Annotated in this window: 17 protein-coding genes; 5 read left to right on the forward strand and 12 right to left on the reverse strand. The window is 71.5% G+C overall.

Translation table 11 applies throughout. The features are described from left to right. Positions 1-2,670 (forward strand): pyruvate dehydrogenase (acetyl-transferring), homodimeric type (gene aceE / locus AC08OX_RS03955; protein ID WP_476606558.1); only part of this gene is annotated, 2,670 nt, incomplete at its 5' end. A gap of 1,198 nt (positions 2,671-3,868) precedes the next feature. Beyond that, positions 3,869-4,705, forward strand: a complete 837-nt coding sequence (locus AC08OX_RS03960; protein ID WP_476606559.1) for an alpha-amylase family protein — start codon at positions 3,869-3,871, stop codon at positions 4,703-4,705. A gap of 41 nt (positions 4,706-4,746) precedes the next feature. Here AC08OX_RS03960 and AC08OX_RS03965 read toward each other — a convergent pair whose 3' ends face one another. Next, complete coding sequence (locus AC08OX_RS03965; RefSeq protein WP_476606560.1) at positions 4,747-6,348, reverse strand: phosphatase PAP2 family protein; 1,602 nt, start codon at positions 6,346-6,348, stop codon at positions 4,747-4,749. A gap of 112 nt (positions 6,349-6,460) precedes the next feature. Further along, positions 6,461-6,847, reverse strand: coding sequence for a DUF5999 family protein (locus AC08OX_RS03970; RefSeq protein ID WP_476606561.1), 387 nt, complete (start codon positions 6,845-6,847; stop codon positions 6,461-6,463). A 400-nt stretch (positions 6,848-7,247) separates the two neighbouring features. Between AC08OX_RS03970 and AC08OX_RS03975 the strand changes: the two genes are divergently transcribed. Further along, positions 7,248-8,648: a glycosyltransferase family 2 protein gene (locus AC08OX_RS03975; RefSeq protein ID WP_476606574.1), complete on the forward strand. Its 1,401-nt coding sequence runs from the start codon at positions 7,248-7,250 to the stop codon at positions 8,646-8,648. 18 nt (positions 8,649-8,666) lie between these two features. Beyond that, complete coding sequence (locus tag AC08OX_RS03980) at positions 8,667-10,418, forward strand: hypothetical protein (protein ID WP_476606562.1); 1,752 nt, start codon at positions 8,667-8,669, stop codon at positions 10,416-10,418. On the opposite strand, the gene AC08OX_RS03985 is transcribed toward AC08OX_RS03980, so the two are convergent. Then, positions 10,360-10,800, reverse strand: coding sequence for a CoA-binding protein (locus AC08OX_RS03985; RefSeq protein WP_476606563.1), 441 nt, complete (start codon positions 10,798-10,800; stop codon positions 10,360-10,362). The two genes, AC08OX_RS03980 and AC08OX_RS03985, sit on opposite strands and share 59 nt — an antisense overlap. Before the next feature lie 187 nt (positions 10,801-10,987). Between AC08OX_RS03985 and AC08OX_RS03990 the strand changes: the two genes are divergently transcribed. Then, a complete protein-coding gene (locus tag AC08OX_RS03990; RefSeq protein WP_011437449.1) occupies positions 10,988-11,305 on the forward strand; it encodes a type II toxin-antitoxin system RelE family toxin in 318 nt (105 codons plus the stop codon). A gap of 27 nt (positions 11,306-11,332) precedes the next feature. Here AC08OX_RS03990 and AC08OX_RS03995 read toward each other — a convergent pair whose 3' ends face one another. The 9 genes from AC08OX_RS03995 to AC08OX_RS04035 form a co-directional block, all read right to left on the reverse strand. After that, positions 11,333-11,914 (reverse strand): TerD family protein, encoded by a 582-nt coding sequence (locus tag AC08OX_RS03995; protein WP_476606564.1) that lies wholly within the window; start codon positions 11,912-11,914, stop codon positions 11,333-11,335. Between the two features lie 47 nt (positions 11,915-11,961). Then, the gene (locus AC08OX_RS04000; RefSeq protein WP_476606565.1) at positions 11,962-12,921 is read right to left on the reverse strand and encodes an MBL fold metallo-hydrolase; all 960 of its coding nucleotides are present in this window, start codon (positions 12,919-12,921) and stop codon (positions 11,962-11,964) included. Positions 12,922-13,270: 349 nt separating this feature from the next. Further along, entirely contained in the window at positions 13,271-14,248 is a 978-nt protein-coding gene (locus AC08OX_RS04005) for a hypothetical protein (RefSeq protein ID WP_476606566.1), read from the reverse strand. Positions 14,249-14,411: 163 nt separating this feature from the next. Then, positions 14,412-14,858 carry a lycopene cyclase domain-containing protein gene (locus AC08OX_RS04010; RefSeq protein ID WP_476606567.1) on the reverse strand — a complete coding sequence of 149 codons (447 nt, stop codon included), beginning with the start codon at positions 14,856-14,858 and terminating at the stop codon, positions 14,412-14,414. After that, on the reverse strand, positions 14,855-15,235 hold the full coding sequence (locus tag AC08OX_RS04015; RefSeq protein WP_011437454.1) for a lycopene cyclase domain-containing protein: 381 nt from the start codon (positions 15,233-15,235) through the stop codon (positions 14,855-14,857). The genes AC08OX_RS04010 and AC08OX_RS04015 overlap by 4 nt, the downstream gene beginning before the upstream one ends. A gap of 40 nt (positions 15,236-15,275) precedes the next feature. Next, positions 15,276-15,995 (reverse strand): thiamine phosphate synthase, encoded by a 720-nt coding sequence (locus tag AC08OX_RS04020; RefSeq protein ID WP_476606568.1) that lies wholly within the window; start codon positions 15,993-15,995, stop codon positions 15,276-15,278. After that, positions 15,976-16,233 carry a sulfur carrier protein ThiS gene (thiS, locus tag AC08OX_RS04025; RefSeq protein WP_011437456.1) on the reverse strand — a complete coding sequence of 86 codons (258 nt, stop codon included), beginning with the start codon at positions 16,231-16,233 and terminating at the stop codon, positions 15,976-15,978. The genes AC08OX_RS04020 and thiS overlap by 20 nt, the downstream gene beginning before the upstream one ends. 65 nt (positions 16,234-16,298) lie before the next feature. Then, entirely contained in the window at positions 16,299-16,622 is a 324-nt protein-coding gene (locus AC08OX_RS04030; protein WP_476606575.1) for an Rv2175c family DNA-binding protein, read from the reverse strand. Positions 16,623-16,749: 127 nt separating this feature from the next. Next, positions 16,750-18,204 (reverse strand): Gfo/Idh/MocA family protein (locus AC08OX_RS04035; RefSeq protein ID WP_476606569.1); only part of this gene is annotated, 1,455 nt, incomplete at its 5' end.

Below are 18,204 nucleotides of genomic sequence, written 5' to 3' on the forward strand. Positions count from 1 at the left end.
CGGGCCCGGGAGAAGGCGGTCGGTGTTCCCGGTCTCACCAGCACCGACTACATCAACACCATCAGCCCGGAGCGGGAGCCCTGGTTCCCCGGCAACGAGCACATCGAACGCCGCATCCGGGCCTATATCCGGTGGAACGCGGCCATCATGGTGAGCCGCGCCAACCGCCCCGCGTTCAATGTCGGCGGTCACATCGCGACCTACGCCTCAAGCGCGAGCCTCTACGAGGTGGGCTTCAACCATTTCTTCCGCGGCAAGGACCATCTCAGTTCCTCGCCGGGAAGTGCCTCGGGTGACCAGATCTTTATTCAGGGTCACGCGTCCCCGGGCATCTACGCCCGCGCCTTCCTGGAAGGCCGGCTGACGGAGAAGCAGCTCGACGCCTTCCGGCGCGAGGGCGAGTCGGGCGGCCTGTCGTCCTACCCTCACCCTCGGCTCATGCCTGATTTCTGGGAGTTCCCCACGGTTTCGATGGGACTCGGGCCGATCGGCGCCATCTACCAGGCCCGGTTCAACCGCTACCTGCTCAACCGCCAGATCAAGGACACCTCGGGCAGCCGCGTGTGGGCGTTCCTCGGCGACGGCGAGATGGACGAGCCGGAGTCAATCGGCGCGCTGGGCGTGGCCGCCCGCGAGGAGCTCGACAACCTCATCTTCGTGGTCAACTGCAACCTGCAGCGCCTCGACGGCCCGGTCCGCGGCAACGGCAAGATCATGCAGGAGCTGGAGTCGCTGTTCCGGGGCGCCGGCTGGAACGTCATCAAGGTGGTCTGGGGCCGCGACTGGGACCCGCTGCTGGCCAAGGACACCGACGGCGTGCTGGTAAACCGCATGAACACCACGCCGGACGGGCAGTTCCAGACCTACTCGACGTCGTCGGGCGAATACATCCGGGAGCACTTCTTCGGCTCGGACGCCCGGCTGCGCCGGATGGTCGCAGACCTCTCCGACGACGATCTGCGCAAGCTCTCCCGCGGTGGCCACGACTACCGCAAGCTCTACGCGGCCTACAAGGCGGCGACCGAGCACGCGGGCCAGCCCACGGTCATCCTCGCGCACACCATCAAGGGCTGGACCCTGGGCAAGGACTTCGAGGCCCGCAACGCCACCCACCAGATGAAGAAGCTGACCAAGAGCGAGCTCAAGGAGTTCCGCGACCGGCTCTATCTGGAGATCCCGGACTCGGCTCTGTCGGGTGACCTGCCGCCCTACTGCCACCCGGGGCCGGACTCCGAGGAAATCGCGTACATGCGGGAACGCCGGGCCGCGCTCGGTGGGTCGATCCCGCGTCGGGTCGTGCGGGCCAAGCCGCTCCCCCAACCGCCAGCGAAGATCTTCGACGAACTCCGGAAGGGCTCCGGCAAACAGCCCGTCGCCACGACGATGGCCTTCGTCCGGCTGCTGAAGGACCTCATGAAGACCAAGGAGATGGGCGCGCGCTTCGTGCCGGTCATCCCCGACGAGGCCCGCACCTTCGGCATGGACGCGATGTTCCCGACGGCGAAGATCTACTCGCCGCACGGGCAGCGCTACGAGGCCGTCGACCGCGAACTGCTGCTGTCCTACCAGGAGTCCGAGACCGGTCAGATGCTGCACGAGGGCATCAGCGAGGCCGGGTCGATGGGCTCGGTGATCGCCGCTGGCACGGCGTACGCCACCCACGCGCAGCACATGATCCCAATCTACGTCTTCTACTCGATGTTCGGCTTCCAGCGCACCGGCGACCAGATGTGGGCGCTCGGCGACCAGCTCGGCCGCGGGTTCCTGCTCGGGGCGACCGCCGGTCGGACCACTCTCAACGGCGAGGGCCTGCAGCACCAGGACGGCCACTCCCTGCTCCTGGCGTCGACTAACCCGGCCTGCGTGGCCTACGACCCCGCCTTCGCCTTCGAGCTGACACACATCGTCCGGGACGCGCTCGACCGAATGTACGGCGAGCGGGACGACAACGTCTTCTACTACCTCACTGTCTACAACGAGCCGGTGCCGCAGCCTGCCGAGCCCGCGGGTCTCGACCCGGCGCAGATCATCTCCGGGATGTACCGGTTCCGCTCGGCCGAGGACCTGGCCGGCGGGCTTCCGGCGGCGGGGGCCGGCGTGGGCTCCCCGCCGCGGGCGCAACTGCTGGCCAGCGGGACTTCCATCCACTGGGCGCTGGCGGCGCAGGAGATCCTTGCCGCCGACTTCGGGGTCGCCGCCGACCTGTGGTCGGTGACCTCGTGGAACGAGCTTCGGCGGGATGCGCTCGACTGCGACCGCGCCAACCTGCTCAACCCCGAGGCCGACGACGCCGTGCCGTACGTGACCCGTGCCCTCGAAGGGGCCGCCGGCCCGGTCGTGGCGGTCTCCGACTGGATGCGCGCGGTGCCCGACCAGATCTCCCGGTGGGTTCCGCAGCCGTTCACCTCGCTGGGCACCGACGGGTACGGCCGTTCCGACACTCGGGCCGCCCTGCGCCGGCACTTCAAGGTCGACGCCGAGTCGATCGTCGTCGCGACCCTGGAAGCCCTCGTCCGGGCCGGTGAGGTCAAGGCCACCACGGTCGGGGACGCGATCAGGCGATTCGGGCTGCGTGCCGACGAGGCCGGCCTGGACGGGCCCGAGGCGATCGTGGCCGGCATCAGGATCGTGGCCGGCGTCGAGCAGGACGAGCGGCCGATCTCGGGCTGACCGACCCACCCAGGCCCCGGACCAGTCAGGCCCCGGACCGCCCGGCCCCCGGGATTGCCCGGATTGCCCAGGCCTTCGGGCCATCCGGGACCTCCCCGGCGCCGACGGAGCCACCTGCGGGCTCCCCGGCGCCGGGGCCCGAGGTCACGGTGCCGGGCCGGACCCCCGCGTGGCCCACCCGGCGCGGAGCCCGGGTGGCTGGGTCCGGAAAGTGGGGCCCGGAAGGTGGGGCCCGGAAGGTGGGGCCCGCGCGATGGAGCCCACCACACCGCACCCGCCGGACCGGATCCCACGGCACCGGAGCCGCCGGGCCGTCCGGCCCCACCGTGCCCGCATCACCGCCTCCAGACCGACCCATCCGGCCCATCCGGCCCACCGCGTTCGGGCCATCGCCTCCAGGCCCGCCCATCCGGCCCATCCGGCCCACCGCATGCGGATCGGTACCTCCGGGCCACCCCGGCCGGGCAGCGGGCCGCGCACCGAACCCCTTGGCGTCCGATCTCGGCCCCGCGACCTCGGGTTTCATTCTCCGGGCCCACCGCGTTGACCCCCTGCATCCGGGCGCGCCCGGTTCCGGCGGGCCCGACCCGGACCCCCGGAGGAGTTACCCAACGCATCGGCACTGTCCGTGATGAACTCCACCGCGCTCGGCTTCATCGGAGTCCACCGCCGTCCCCGATCCGGTTATGCCCCGGGTCTTTCGCGGTACCCCGTGTTCCACTTGATGACGCGTTGAGTTCCGCATCGCCGCCGCGGACACTAGTCTCTCGAGGGTGATGTCCAAAGGTTGGTCACGCGGCGTTACCAGCTGTGAAACCGCCGGCGGCGAAGCCCTCCGGCACGTGCTCCCGGCCCCCGTCAGTGTCGGAGAGCAACGAAAACCCGCCTGCCGATCACCGCACGGCCACGTCGCGGTCCGGTACGGTCAGGCATCTGTCAGGTCGCTGTCAGGTCAATTGTCAGGTCAATCAGGAGCCGGCCGGCCAGCCGATAACCAGCCGACCGGCCGGCGCGCGACTGCGGGTCATGACGAGGCCCGCGCGGCGTCTGCTGTGACGGTCGAGGAGGACGAGGTGAATGGTGTGGCGACGACCACCGCACCCGCGGCGGCATCACCTGAACCGCGGACGGGCGGGAGCGCGGTGAGCCCACGGCGGTCCCAGTGCGGCGTCGCAAGCCGCGTGGACGGGACGGCGGCATGATCCTGCGGGCCCGTCGCATCGAGCGGCTGGAGGAACATCCCAACCTCCGCGGCATTCTCGGCATCCTCGCCCAACTCGTCCACACCACCGACACGGAGCTCGTCTCGCTCGCCGGCGCCTGGCGCAACTCGGGGTACCTCGCCGCTGCCCGGGACAAGGCGCTCTCCCCCGACTCTCCATTGATCGTCGAGGTGCTGGCCGCCTTCGACGCGTTGAGCGCGATCTACGCCGACGACCTCACCGGCGCGGAGTACGTCACCGTCGAACCGACGATCGCAGCCACGGCTCTGCGCGCGATGCGCGACGCGGTCGCCGCCTCCTACTCCCGGCCCATCCTCGGCCGCGCGGAGTATGCGGCACTGATGCGTCCGTGGCGCACGGTCTACCCCCGCGCGCGCTCGCACGAACCCGACCTCGGCCCGGCCGCGGCGGACGTGAAGCGGGTTCTCGCGGCACTCCCGGTCCTCGCCGGGCGCTGCCACGATCCGGACAGCCTCGAGGTCTTCGACGGCCTGCTGGTGTCCGCACTCACCCGCGACGACTCCGCGCATCAGATGGCGATGGACGCCGCCTTCGCGAGCGCCGTGGTGACCGGGCGTCGCCGGGTGTGGACCCTGGTCCGGCGCAGCGCCGCCGAGGGTTTCTGGCGGTTGTGCCCGTACTGCCGCGGCCATCGGGGCACCGATTCGAGCGAGGACCGGCGGGTCATGGAGCTGTGCGCCGACCTGGCCTGCGCGCTGCTCGTCGAGGATCTCCTCGACACCGACCAGTTCACCCGGCTGACCAGCCCGCTGCACACGCTCATCCCGTTGCAGCACCGTCGCGGTCGCTGACGCCGCCGCGGTCCGCCCGGCTGCCGGTCCACCGGCCCGGCTCAGCCGGATGCGCCGGGCCGCCGCGGCCGGTAGACGATCAGTCGGGCTCCGCCCGGAGTGATGACGATGTGTTCCACTCCCTCCGTGACCTCGCCGTCACAGGCGAACGGCAGCGGGCCGGGCTGACGGGATGAGATCGTGACCCGTTCGACCGTGTGTTGTTCGTACACCCGGCTGCGCCCGAGACGGCCGGTCAGCACCGCCCCCACCAGCCGGAGCCGGGCAAGCGACGCCGCGGCGTCAACCACCCGCAGGTCCAGTAGCCCTTCGTCGAGGCGGGTGCGGTAGGTGGGGGCGAACCCGTCGGGCTGGTAGATCCCGTTGCCGACGAAGATCAGCCAGACCCGGCGGTACTCGGAGTCGATCTCGATCTCGAACGGCGTTTCGTGGCGCAGCACCCAGCTCAGCGCGATGAGCATCGCCGGCCACTTGCCGATGCGGCGCTCGAACCGCGCACGGATGGCGACCATGTCCGGGTAACCGCCGAGGCTCGCGGTGTTCACGAAGATGCGGGAGAACCGACTGAACGTCGCGCCGATGCCCTCGGCCCGGCCGATGTCGACGGCGACCGCCGAACCCTCCCGTATCGCCTGCACCGAGTCACCCGCCCCGGCGAGTCCGACGTCCGCGGCGAAGTGGTTGAGCGTGCCCGCGGGGAAGACCGCCAGCGGCACGCCGTGCGCCAGCGCGGTCTGGGCGGCCGCGTTGATGGTGCCGTCGCCGCCGGCGACGCCCAGCACACGGGACCGCGCCGCCGCGGACCTCAGCACGGTTCTTACGTCGCCGCCCGCGTCGACCTCGACGACCCGGGCCCTGGGCAGATCGGCCCGCAGCACGGCGAGCAGGTCCGTGTGGTTACCCGGACCGGAACGGGCGTTCACCACCACGGTGAGGCCGTCGCCGTCGGGCAGGGCGGGCGCCCACGCCGACGCGGGGCTGGCCCGGGCGGGGGCCCACGGCCGGCGCGGCATCACCTTCGTCGTCGCCAGGCCCGCCCCTATCCCCAGCAGCACGCCGGCGGCCACGTCCCCGGGATAGTGCACCCCGACGTACACCCGGGAGAACGCCACCGCGGCGGCGAGCACGGCCACCGGCACCGCCGCGCCGGGTGCGTCCAACGCGACTCCGGTGGCGAAGGCGGCTGCCGACGCCGCGTGCCCAGAGGGGAACGAGAACGTCGTGAGATCCTCGCGAAGCCGCCGCAGCGGGGGAATCATGTGAGTCGGTGGGCGGTCCCGGCGGAACACCACCTTCATCGGCCCGTTGGCGAGAACGCTCGCGACTCCCAGGGCGAGCAGGCCACGGACGGCCGCCGGGCGACGGCGTCCCTTCGTCGCACCGAGCGCCCCGGCCACCCCCCACCAGAGCAGACCATGATCGGCAGCGTGGGACAGCCGCGGCAGCGCCGGGTCGAGCAGCGGTCTGCCGCCGGCCAGCGCCGCGAACAGCGACCGGTCCGCACTGGTGAAGGCGTGCAGGAACGTCCGGCCCAGCGCGGTGTCACGGCGCATGAGGATCCGGACGCGCCGACCGACCCGGTTCTCCACGGGCCAGCGGGGAGCGGTCCCGTTTCCCGGCCTCGTCACCGACCTTGACGCCACGCCGGCACCGTACCCGTAACGGGGACACCCAGATCAACTGGGATGAACTTCACATCCTCCCGAACCCCGCGGAAGGAGCGAGCAGAAGGAGCTCGCTGTCAGGCCGCGACCGTCAGAACGCGACCGGGGCCTGGCTCGCCCATCTCGGAGCCGGCGGCCGTGCCACGCCCCCGGGCCGGGGCAGCGCCCGTCGTGGCTCGACGGTGCGACCTGTCGGCAGGATCTCGCCGGTGTCCTCGAACAGAATCACCCCGTTACACAGCAGGATCCAGCCCTGGTCCCAATGCTGGCTGGCCACCCGGGCGGCGTCGCGATCCGCACTGTCCGCCGTGGGGCAGGGCGGACAGTGCGGGCAACCACGTCGCCGGGGCGCGGCTGCGCGTGAGGCGTCAGCGGGCAGGGGAACTGAGGACGGCTCGGGCGAGGAGGGCTCCGGGTCGTCGGTGGGCACCGGGGACGCCGATGCCGGGTCTGAAACGCGAACAGCTTGCACGAGCACCAGACGTTACGCCTCTCCGTAAGAAGCGTCACACCGAGGCGCGTGTGAAGGGGCCGACGTGTCTGCGACCCTGACCCGCAAGTCAGCGTGGGCAACGGCCGTGACCAGCGCGGATGCGAAACGCAGCACATCGGGAACCAGCCGGACGGACCACGGGGTGTCTACAGCGAGATACTGGTAACAGGACCGGACCATCGGATCGGTAGGTTACGGGGCGGTGGCCGAGCGGTTCCGCCATCCTGACCGCAACAATGACGTGGGCCGGTTCCGCTGATGCGCCCACCTGCATGAACGGCGCCCGTTGTCCCCGGCGACCGGGCATCGACACGGCAGAGCCACGGACAGGCACCGGTGAACGGCCACGGACCCGGACATGCCCGGCCACAAGGGGGTACGGACGATGGACGGCGCCACGGGTGTCGGTACCGGTACCGACGCCTTCGGGGGCATCCCCACCGGCGCGGGTTCCAGCCCGCGTGCCGGCGGACAGCCGGTCGAGGTGTCGGTCGTCATGCCGTGCCTGAACGAGCAGGAGTCGGTCGGCGTCTGTGTGCGCAAGGCCCTTGCGGGCCTGGCCACCGCGGGTGCCGCGGGCGAGGTCGTCGTTGTCGACAACGGATCCACGGACCGGTCGGCGGACGTCGCCGCAGCCGCAGGTGCCCGGGTCGTCCGCGAGACCCGGCGCGGCTACGGCAACGCCTACCTGGCCGGGTTCGCCGCCGCCCGAGGCCGGCTGATCGTGATGGGCGACGCCGACGACTCCTACGACTTCTCGGATCTGGGCGTCCTGCTCGCTCCGCTGCGCGCCGGGCGGGCCGACTACGTGCTCGGGTCGCGCTTCGCTGGAGAGATCCTGCCGGGAGCGATGCCCTGGCTGCACCGTTACGTCGGCAACCCTGTGCTCACCGGCATCCTGAACCGGCTGTTCGACGTCCGTTCCTCCGACGCGCACTCGGGCATGCGGGCCTTCAGCCGAGAGGCGTACCTGCGTATGCAGCTGCGCTGCGAGGGGATGGAGCTCGCCTCCGAACTGGTGATCGCCGCGGGCCGCGCCGAGCTTCGGATCGAGGAGGTGCCGATCACCTACCATCCGCGGGTCGGGGCCTCCAAGCTGCACTCCCTGCGGGATGGTTGGCGACACCTGCGGTTCATGCTGCTGCTGGCGCCGAGGCACCTGTTCGTGCTGCCCGGCCTGGTGCTGCTGGCGCTCGGGATCGTGGGCCAGGCGGCGCTGCTGCCCGGCTCGCTCAATCTCGGCTTCCACCGGCTGGACCTGCACTTCTCGATCCTGTTCGCGCTGCTGGCGCTACTCGGCTGGCAACTGGTGCTGCTGGGGGTCTGCGCCGACGTCCACAACCACGCCCTCGGCTGGCAGGAGCGCCGCCGCTGGCCGCTGCCGCTCATCCACCGCCTGTTCACCCTCGAACGCGGGCTTGCGCTCGGCGCGGGCCTGTTCATCGTCGGATTTGTCGTGGACGTGGTCGTCCTCGTCCGCTGGCTGGTCAACAATCTCGGACCGCTCAACGAGATGCGCCCGGCCCTGCTCGCGATGACGCTGATGGTGCTGGGCGCGCAGACCGCCTTCGGGTCCTTCTTCCTGCGGCTGCTGACCGCCGGACCCAGCGGGGGGCATCAGCGGGCGTCGGCCCGCGGTACCCGTGCCGGCACGGGCCCTGACGCGAGTGCGAGTGCCGGCGCGGGCTCCACCCAGGCCGAGGCGAGCGGTCCACGGGCCGACACGCCCGGCCTCGGCCCGTGCTTCGAGGCGCCGGAACACCCGGCCGAGGTCGTCAGGTTCTGAGAACGGCGGATATTCATCATGGCCGTCCTGGGCAGAATGGTCGTCTCGGGCAGACGCCGCTTTCCACCGCTGCCCGGTGACGCCGCGCCCGTCTCCCTACGCGATCCCGCTGTCTTCGGGGATGACCCCGCCTCCGGGAATGACCCCGCGGATGACCTCGCCGCCCCGGGCCGGGTGCCGTCCGGGGAGCACCCCGGCCCGCTCTACGGCCCGAACGCGCGGCGCCGTGAATCGGGTCCGGCCTCCGCCCAGCCGGCCCGACCCGCCCAGCCGGTCGCGCGGCATCTGCCCTTCGCGGTTCTCCTGGTCGCCGGGATGACCCTGCGGGTGGTCACCGGGTACGCCTACCGGCCGGCGTTCGAGTTCAACGGAGACTCCTACGCCTACCTGCGACTTTCCACCCTGCACGCGCCCGACCCGATGCGGCCGGCCGGATACCTGGCCTTCCTGCGCCTGCTGTCGCACACCGGCGACCTGTGGTGGGTGACGGTGGTCCAGCACGTCGCGGGCCTGGCCCTCGGGGTGGGGATCTACGTCCTGCTGGTCCACCGCCGAGTGGCGGCCCCGGTGGCGGCCCTCGCCGCCGCGCCGGTCCTGCTGGACGCCTACCAGCTGGTCCTCGAACACTACGTGATGGCCGAGACCCTGTTCGCGGTCCTGCTGGTCGCCGCGATGATCGCCCTGACCTGGTCGGCACGACCGTCGGTGTGGGCGTGCGGGTTCGCCGGCCTGTTACTGGGCGGGGCGGGCCTGGTCCGCACCATCGGGGTCGCCATGGGTGTGCTCGCCGTGGGCTACCTGCTTCTTCGTCGCGTCGGATGGCTCCGGTCCGCCGCCTTCGCCGTGATGCTCGCCGTTCCACTCGTCGGATACGCGGGCTGGTTCCACCACGCGCACGGGAAGTACGCGCTCACCGGTGGGGACGCGGTGTGGATGTACGGCCGGGTGGCACCGATCGCCGAATGTGATCGCCTACACCTGAGCACGCGCCAGCTCGTCCTGTGCTCCCCGCATCCGGTGGCGGGGCGGCCCGATCCCAGCTACTACGTCTGGAACGGCAACAGCCCGCGCTGGCGGCTCGACATGCCCGACGACAAGCGGGACGCGCTGCTGCGCGACTTCACCCGCCAGGTCATCCGGTATCAGTTCGGTGACTACGCCCGGATGGTCGGCGGGGAGATCGTGCACTACTTCGCCCCGGGCCGACCGGTCGGGCACCGTGACTGGCCGGACGCGACCTGGCGGTTCCCGACCGGTAACGAACCGCGCTACCTGCACAACGGCGAGCCACTGCTCGGCTTCCACGGGGACGCGCCCACCCACGTCATCCGCGAGCCGTCCGCCGGCTTCCTGCGGAGCTACCAGCATCTCGTCTTCACGCCCGGTCCGGCCCTGGCCGCGATGGTGATCGTTGCCGTCGTCGCGATCATGATCCCGGGGCGGGACCGCCGTGCGCCGCCGGGGAACCGTGGCGCCCGGCGCCGGAGAGGCCTGCGGGACCGGGCCGCCGAAGATCGACGGCTGCGTGCGGACATGGCCCTCCTCGTGGCGGCCGGGGCCGCCACGCTCATCGTCCCGGCCGCGACGGTGTGCTTCGACTACCGCTACCTGCTCCCCGTCCTCGTGCTCTTCCCGCCTGCCGCCGCGCTCGCGACCCGCCGGTTCGTGCTGCTCAATCGATCGCGCCGGGCGCCCGCGGAGGTGCCGGGGATCAACGGCTCCAGCCAAGCCCCAGCCGGGGTGCCTCCATCGCCGGGCAGGTGTCCATGACGACGTCCAGTCCGGCCTCGCCCGCACGCGCCGCGGTAGCCTCGTCCCGCACACCGAGCTGGAGCCAGACCCCCTTCGCGCCGATCTTCACCGCCTCGTCGACGAGCGGGCCGGCCAGCTCCGACCGGACGAACAGGTCGACGACGTCGACGGGAAACGGGATCTCGCTCAACGTCGCGTATCCCTGCTCCCCCGCGACCACGGGTGCCGAAGGATGCACCGGCACGACGTGCTTGCCGTGCCGTCGCAGGTAGTCCGCAATGCTGTAGGCGGTCCGGCGGCTGTCGTTGGACAGCCCCACCACCGCCCAGACCTCGGTGTCGGTGAGCATGCGGCGAATGGTGTCGTCATCTCCGAAGCGCATACCCGCATAACCGCCCATGCCGCCCGGTTCATCCGGACCGCGGAAGGACTTCTCAGTTCCCGGCAACGGTTCCCGGCAACGATGGTGATCGGTTCCCGGCAACGGGGGCGAGAAGCACGAGCCCCGGTGGAGGCGGGCGCATAGGATCTTCACGTGGAGAACGTGGAGCTTTCCCCGCTTCCGGCCGCCGGGGCTGGAGCCGGCGGTGAGTGACAAGCACGAGGTGACGCTGTCCGCCTCGGCTGAGCGGGACCTGTCGAAGCTGGCCGAGCTCACCCGCGGCGAGGTCCGTCGGTTCCTCGACGGTGCCCTGCGCGACGATCCGCGCAAGGCCGGCACTCCGATCCCCGGCGAGCAGGTCGGCATGCACGAGGCCAGCGGGCGGACCTGGCGGATCCTCTACCGGATCGACGCCAACACACGCTCTGTGCGCGTTATGGTCGTCGCGCCGCGAGGTGCCCGCTCCCGGATCGTGCCAACGATCGGCAACGCCCGCCCCGCCACCGGATGGCGCCGCGTCTGAGCCCCGGCGGTCACGAGGACCGGGCGGTCACGAGACGTTGACGCCGAAGTCCAAGGCGATCCCGCGCAACCCGGAGGCGTATCCCTGACCGACGGCGCGGAACTTCCACTCCCCACCGTAGCGGTACAGCTCACCGAAGATCATCGCTGTCTCCGTGGAGGCGTCCTCGGTGAGGTCGTAGCGGGCCACCTCCGCGCCGTTCGTCGCGTCCGTCACCCGGATGAACGCGTTGCGGATCTGGCCGAAGGCCTGCCGACGCGAGTCGGCATCGTAGATGGACACGGTGAACACGACCTTCGCCGCCTGCGGGGTCAGCATCCGCAGGTCGACTTTGATCTGCTCGTCGTCACCGCCGCCGCCACCGACCAGGTTGTCACCCAGGTGCTTCACCGCACCGTCCGGACTCACCAGATTGTTGAAGAACACGAAATAGCCGTCGGAGAGGACCTGGCCGGCGTCATTCACAATGATCGCGCTGGCGTCGAGGTCGTAGGCGGCACCGGTGGTCTGCCGCACCTGCCACCCCAGGCCCACCGTCACGGCAGTGAGGTTGGGGGCGACCTTACTCAGCGAGACATTGCCGCCTTTGGACAGCGACACGGAGGTCATATTCTCACCTTAGTACGAATGGTCCCCGCCCTGCCGACCGGCGGGCCCTACGGCTCGATCAGGCGCCACCGGTCTGGTGTTCCCGGCTCGGAACGCGCCGCGCCGGTTGCCTCCAACGTCGCGAGGTACGACATCGTGTCCATCACGGCGTTCTGCAGCGCCACCCCCCGCAGGTTGCGGAACGGCCGATGCCAGGTCACGTATCCGGCGACGTCCCAGACCCGCGAGGCACCCGCGCGCAGTCCCTCGACGACCTCGGACAGCCTGCCGGCGTGATGCGCGTCGAGCTCCGCGAGCCGGCGCTCCAGCCCGGTGAACCGGTACTCGTGCGCCGGCAGCACCTCCTCGGCAGGCAGGCTCCGCAGCCGGGCCAGCGAACGCAGGTAGTCCCCCAGCGGATCAGGAACGGCCTCCTCCGGCGCGGATACCCCGACCGCCGTCGAGGGCAGGACGTGGTCCCCGGAGAACAGCAGCCGGTTGGTCGGCTCCCAGAAGCAGAGGTGTCCCGGCGAATGGCCCGGTGTCCACAGCGCGGTGAGATCCCAGCCCGGGATGTCCGGCCGGTCGCCGTCCTCGAGGAGGATGTCGGGTCGCGATAGGCCCGGGGCCGGCTGCTGGTAGCCCGCCAGCAGCCGCTCGGTCATCTCGGCGGGCGCCCCGGCCCGGATCATCAGCTCGGAGACCCGATCGGCGTAACCATGTTCGAAGTGCCGTAGCATCGCCTCGTCCAGGGGATGCAACGAGACCCACGCCCCGGATGCCTCCCGGATCCGGTTCGCCAGGCCGTAGTGGTCCAGGTGCACATGGGTCACCACAACGCCCCGCACGTCGGCCACCGACATCCCGATCATCGCCAGTCCGGCCTGCAGCTCGTCGAACGCCTCGTCGAACTCCCAGCCCGCGTCCATCAGGAACGGGCCCGTGGAGGTCTCGAAAACGTACACGAACACGTGCGCCGGTTTGGCCCAGGGCAACGGGACGGGGATACTCCACAGTCCCGGACGCACCTGCTCGACCGGTGGCAGGGGCCGACGCCACCGCGCGGCACCGTCCCGGCCGGCTGCGGCCCGGTCTGACGCGGCACACCGACATCCCCGAGAGCAGCGTCCACGACCTCACCCACCCGTTTTCTCCGGCGCCCGACGGCGCGTGCATCGCGTACCGCGGCGCCCCGGGCCTGCGGCACCCGTCTCTGGGCCTGCGCCGCCCGACGAAACCTTGGCGCGTCCCGGCCAACCTGTCGTGCTATACCGTTCCGCCCGGTACCCCTGAACCGGGCGGCGCCATACTTTCCCACCGCCGTCACCGCCGTCACCGCCGTCACCGCCGTCACCGCCGTCACCGTCACCGCGCCGGTCAGGAGGGGCAGGGCAGAACGGTGGGGGATCCCGGTGCCCGGGAGCGCCGCCCGTCAAGATCGGTCACCGTGGCCGTGTAGGTGATCGCCCCGGCCACACGGGCCGGGCCCACCGGGCCGGACCACGTCGACCGGTTACCCGTCGCCCGGTCAAGGACCAGCGACACACTAGCCCTGCCTCCGTCGGGGAGGTTCACCACGAGCTCCGCGGCGAAGATGCCGGTCGCGTCCACGACGGACACCGTCACCGTGGACACCGCCGCCGGGGACGCGGTCGCCCTCGCGGCCGGCGCGCAGCCGGACGGGTACAGCGTCGTCGGCGCCGCAACCATCGACACCACCTGTGGCGAGCCGTCGACCCTGGCGGTAACCCGCACGTCGCCCCCGCCATCACCCTTGCGGGGCCTGACCGGAACGATCACATCGATCGGTCCGGACGGTGCCGCCGCCCGATCAAGAGTGATCACCAGGGGGACGACGGCCCCCGGATCGATCCGCGACCGGCCGGGCACCACGGTGAGCCAGGACGGGCTGGCGCCGATCACGACGTCGACCGGCGCCGTGCCCTCGCCACGCAGGTCAAGCCGCCAGACGGAGTCGACGTCACCCAGGTCGACCCTGGTCGAACTCAGGCTGAGGGCCGGGCCGGAGGGCCGCGCAGCGACCGGGAGGGCCGGTGACCCGGGCGGCGGTCCGGTCCGCGGCCTCGCGGCGGTCGGGGCGACCCGTGGCAAAACCGACCCGATGCCGGCGCTCGGGGAGGCCGCGGACGCGGTGGAAAGGGCCGGACCGGCACCCGGCCGGGCAGTGACCGGGGCCGCCGTCACGTTCGCCGGCCCGTCCTCGTCACCGGGCGTGGGTGCCGGCGCTGCGACCGGCGCACCCGGCCTGCCTCCGGAGGAACCCGCACGATGGTCGCCGGCCATCCGCCCACGCACAACCACCAGACCCGCAACGGTGACGACCAACACAGCCACCACAGCGATGATACGTCCCCACCGGATCGGCAGGATCCGGCCTGAACGCCCCCAGGGAGAACGGTGGCGTCCCGGCGATCCCGGGCCCCCTGCACCATCATGCGTCATCGTGACGAGATTAAGCCGACGGATTCTCGCTAGGGGACCAATTCGCTCGTTTCCATCACGAAGTACGCCGAGATCTCTCTCGACCCTCGGGTCGAGACGGGATGCCCCGATTCTCCCCGTTGCCCCCGTTGTCGCCGGCCTCCCGGCTCTCCCCGGCAGCCCGGCTCTCCCCGGCCCGCCGGCTGCGAGGCCGGCCGGGCGGCCCGCCCCGCAGCCGGCGCCCCCACCAGACCCACCATGCCAACGTCTGGGTCACCAACGCGAAGCCGAACAGCAGATCCTCGACCGGAGCGTGCGCGATCCGCGGGCCGAGGATCCGGCGGGGGTCGTAGACGACGATGCCGAACCCGGTGAGGATCCCGTTGGAGATCAACTGGAACAATGCGATGATCGCATAGGAAGTCCAGAAAACCCGCCGGGTAAGCAGCCGGGTCCGCAGGACCCACAGGTCCATCGCGATCGCCAACGCGACCCCGACGACCGCCAGGGCCGTGTAGCTCACGGCCGATCACCATCGGGAGTCCCATCGGAACGCGTCGCGCTCGGGTGGGCGGGCTCGTCGCCGACGTCCCAGCCCCGCACCGCGCGCACGGCCTCCAGCGTCAGGATCGCGCACATCGGCACCACGGCGAAGAACAGCAGCTCCTCCAGGGGAAGGCCCCCCGGAAGCAGGATCCCGGTGATACGGCGCCGGTCGAAGCTCCAGTGCCCCGCGGAGACGGCGAACAGGTCCCAGACAACGAAGATCACGATGACGGGGGCGAGGGTCAGCAGCAGCCGAACCGGCCGGGCGTACACCCGGGTGCCCAGAAACACCTCAAGCGGCGCCGTCCCGAGCAGGCATCCCGCCAGGACCGCGAGGTAGCTCAGATGGCGCATCGGCGGCTCGGACGGCGTATCGACAACTCTCAGACAACTCTCAGACGGCTCTCAGACGCCGAGCGAGGGCAACCGCACTCGCGGCCGGATCCTCGACCCCGGTGAGGCTCCGCACGACCACCACGCGGCGCGCTCCCGTCGCAAGAATCTGATCCAGGGTATCCGGACCGACGCCACCGGTGACGAACCACGGCTTCACGCCCGGGACGAACGGAGGAGCGTGCCGCGCGGCCAGCCGGGGCAGACCCAGGCCGACCGGCAGCCGGCCCTCCTTGGTGGGCGTGGCGTGCACCGGCCCCACGCACACGTAGTCGACGTCGGGGTCGGCGAGCGCCGCGAGGAACTGGTCGGGATCGTGCGTCGACTGTCCGATCAGCACGTCCGGGCCCACCAGGCGCCGGGCAAACCGCGGCGGGATGTCGCCCTGACCGACGTGCAGGATGTCGACCCCGGCGAAGGCGGCGAGGTCGGCGCGGTCATTCGCGCTGACCAACACTCCCCTGGCGCCGGCGCCGGCGGCGGCCTGCACCCGCCGCAGCCCGCCGAGCTCCTCGTCCCATTCGAGCCCCTTCTCCCGGAACTGGACCAGATCGACCCCGGGGGCCTCGGGCGTGCCGACCACGGCGCTCAGGAAGGCGTCGAACTCGGCCCGACGCGGCGTGCACAGGTACAGGCGGGCGTCGGCCAGCCGCCGCAACCGGTCCGCCCGGGCCGGCCCACCGGCGCGCGGCGACGATCCCTCAACCTCCGGCGACAGCACGCACGATCTCCAGAATGTCGCCGTCGGCGAGCCGGACGGCGGGAATCTCGGACGGCGTCAGGGCCACGCCATTGTGCTCGACCACCACCGAACCGGACGGCAGGCCCAGCTCGGCAAGCAGGTCGGGCAGCGGCTGGCCACCCGGGATGCCCCGCGGCGCACCATTGACGACGACCCGCGCCCGGGCAAGCGGCTCCGGGTGCGCACGCGGGTGCAAGTGCGGCGGACGATCGACCATTTTTCGACCCTACGGGAGCAGCGCCCGCCGTGCGGGCGGTGGGTACGGCCGGGACCGGGCCGGGGCTAGAAGGCCGACGCCTGGGCCCGCCGTTTGACCTCCTTGCCACGGTTCTCGATAAGTGCCTGTATGGGGGTGCCCGGCAGACTCGGATCCTCCCGGAAGATCCAGTCGAGCGCATCCTCATCGGTGAACCCCGCGTCGGCCAGCACCGTGAGCAAGCCGGGCAGCCCCTTGACGACGGCGCCGTCCCGGATGAAATCGGCAGGCACCCGCAGGACGCCCCCCTCCCGCCGGGCCAGTAGCGTCCGGTCGCGCACCATCTGCCGGACACGGGTCACGGGAACCTGCAGCTGATCGGCGACGTCAGGCAGGGTCAGCCAGTCCATGGTCAAGAGTAAACACCCAAGTCTCGATGGCGTCGTATGGTGCCGGCGCGGCCACGGACGTTGGCCGCGCCCCTCGACGAGGGGATGACCAGGCGGTTTCCGGCCGGGACGGTCCGGCCGGAACGGGTCAGAGCGCAGCCACCTGGGCGCCGCCCGCGGCCGCCGAGCGCACCGCCGCCTCCAACACCGCGACCACCGGACGGGCGGTCTGCACACCGTAGCCGGACAGCGGCCCGCCCGAGACGAGACAGTCCGCCAGGTCCCGGTGAAACGTACTGCCCGAGGTGGGTGCCAGCGGGATGTGGCTGCGCACCCCGTCATGGGTGATCAGCACGAGCGACCCCGCCTCCGCCTCGAGCATCTCCGCCTCGAGCACCTCGGCCTCGGACCGGCGACCGGCGTGCCGTCCCAACCGCGGCACCAGCTTCCCCTCCCCGTCCCGGAAAGCCCCGCCGTCCCGGAAAGCCCCGTCCAGGATCAGCGAGCCGGTGGACCCGAGCACCTCGAACCGCGGGCGCCGGGCCACCGTCAGATCGGAGACCGTGACCTGCGCCTCGGCCCCACTCGCGAAACGCAGCAGCAGCCGGCTGTGGTCAGCGTTGCTGACGTGGTGCCAGACCCGCTTGACGGTGGACGCGCTGACCCATTCGACGGGCTCGTCAACGAGGGCGAGGATCTGGTCGACGCAGGCGCTGCCCCGGTCATGGAGCTGCCCACCACTGATCCGCTCGTCGTCGTGCCAGGTGCCGGCTGGCCGGCGAAAGCCGCCCCGGTGGGCGTCCAGCCGCAGCGGCTCGCCGACGGCGCCGCGGTGCACGACAGCGCGGACCGCCCGGTAGCCCGGGTCGTCCCGACCCTCCGGATACACCGCGAGCACCAGGGACCGGTCCTCCGCGAGCTGGTCGGCGTCCGGGGTCGACAGGCAGAGCGGGGCGTGCACGACGACGTGCTTGCCGGCCTCCAGCGCACGACCGGCCCATTCGAGACGGGTGTGGGTCGGTGTGGCCACGATGACGACCCCGAGATCCGGATCGTTGACCAGGTCGTCCGGGTCGTCGACGCGGCGCGGCGGGCGACCCGCCGCGTGCGCCGGGAGCCGGCCAGCACCGCCGTCGCAGAGGGCGGCGAGTTCCAGGCCCTCGGTCGCGTCCACCGCCGAGTGGTGCGTCCCGGTGATGTCCGGGGTGCCCAGCAGCCCGACCCTGGCCGGCGCGGCGTCGAGCACGCCGAGGCAGTGCCGTAGCCAACGTCCCACGAGCCGCTGGTAGGCGGGATCGGCGAGCACGGCGGGACCGGTACCCAGGGTGAATATGCCGAGGCCCGTGGAGGGCCGCCAGGTGCAGACGGGATGCTCGCCCATCTCGTGCCGGACCAGGAGGAGCCGCTCCACGTCATCGGCAATCTTGTCGGGGATGATCCAGCTCTCCCGGGGGCGGAAGTCCGCGGACCGGGCCATGACCGCGCCGCCCTGCGGCCCGACGGTCAACCGCAGGTCGTAGGGCGCGGTAGTCCGCCCCGGGACGAGACCGGACGCCTCGATGAGCGGACTTCCCGGCGGCAGCGCCCGCATGGTCGGCCCGGC

The organism is Frankia sp. CoBUL1, from assembly GCF_978021245.1.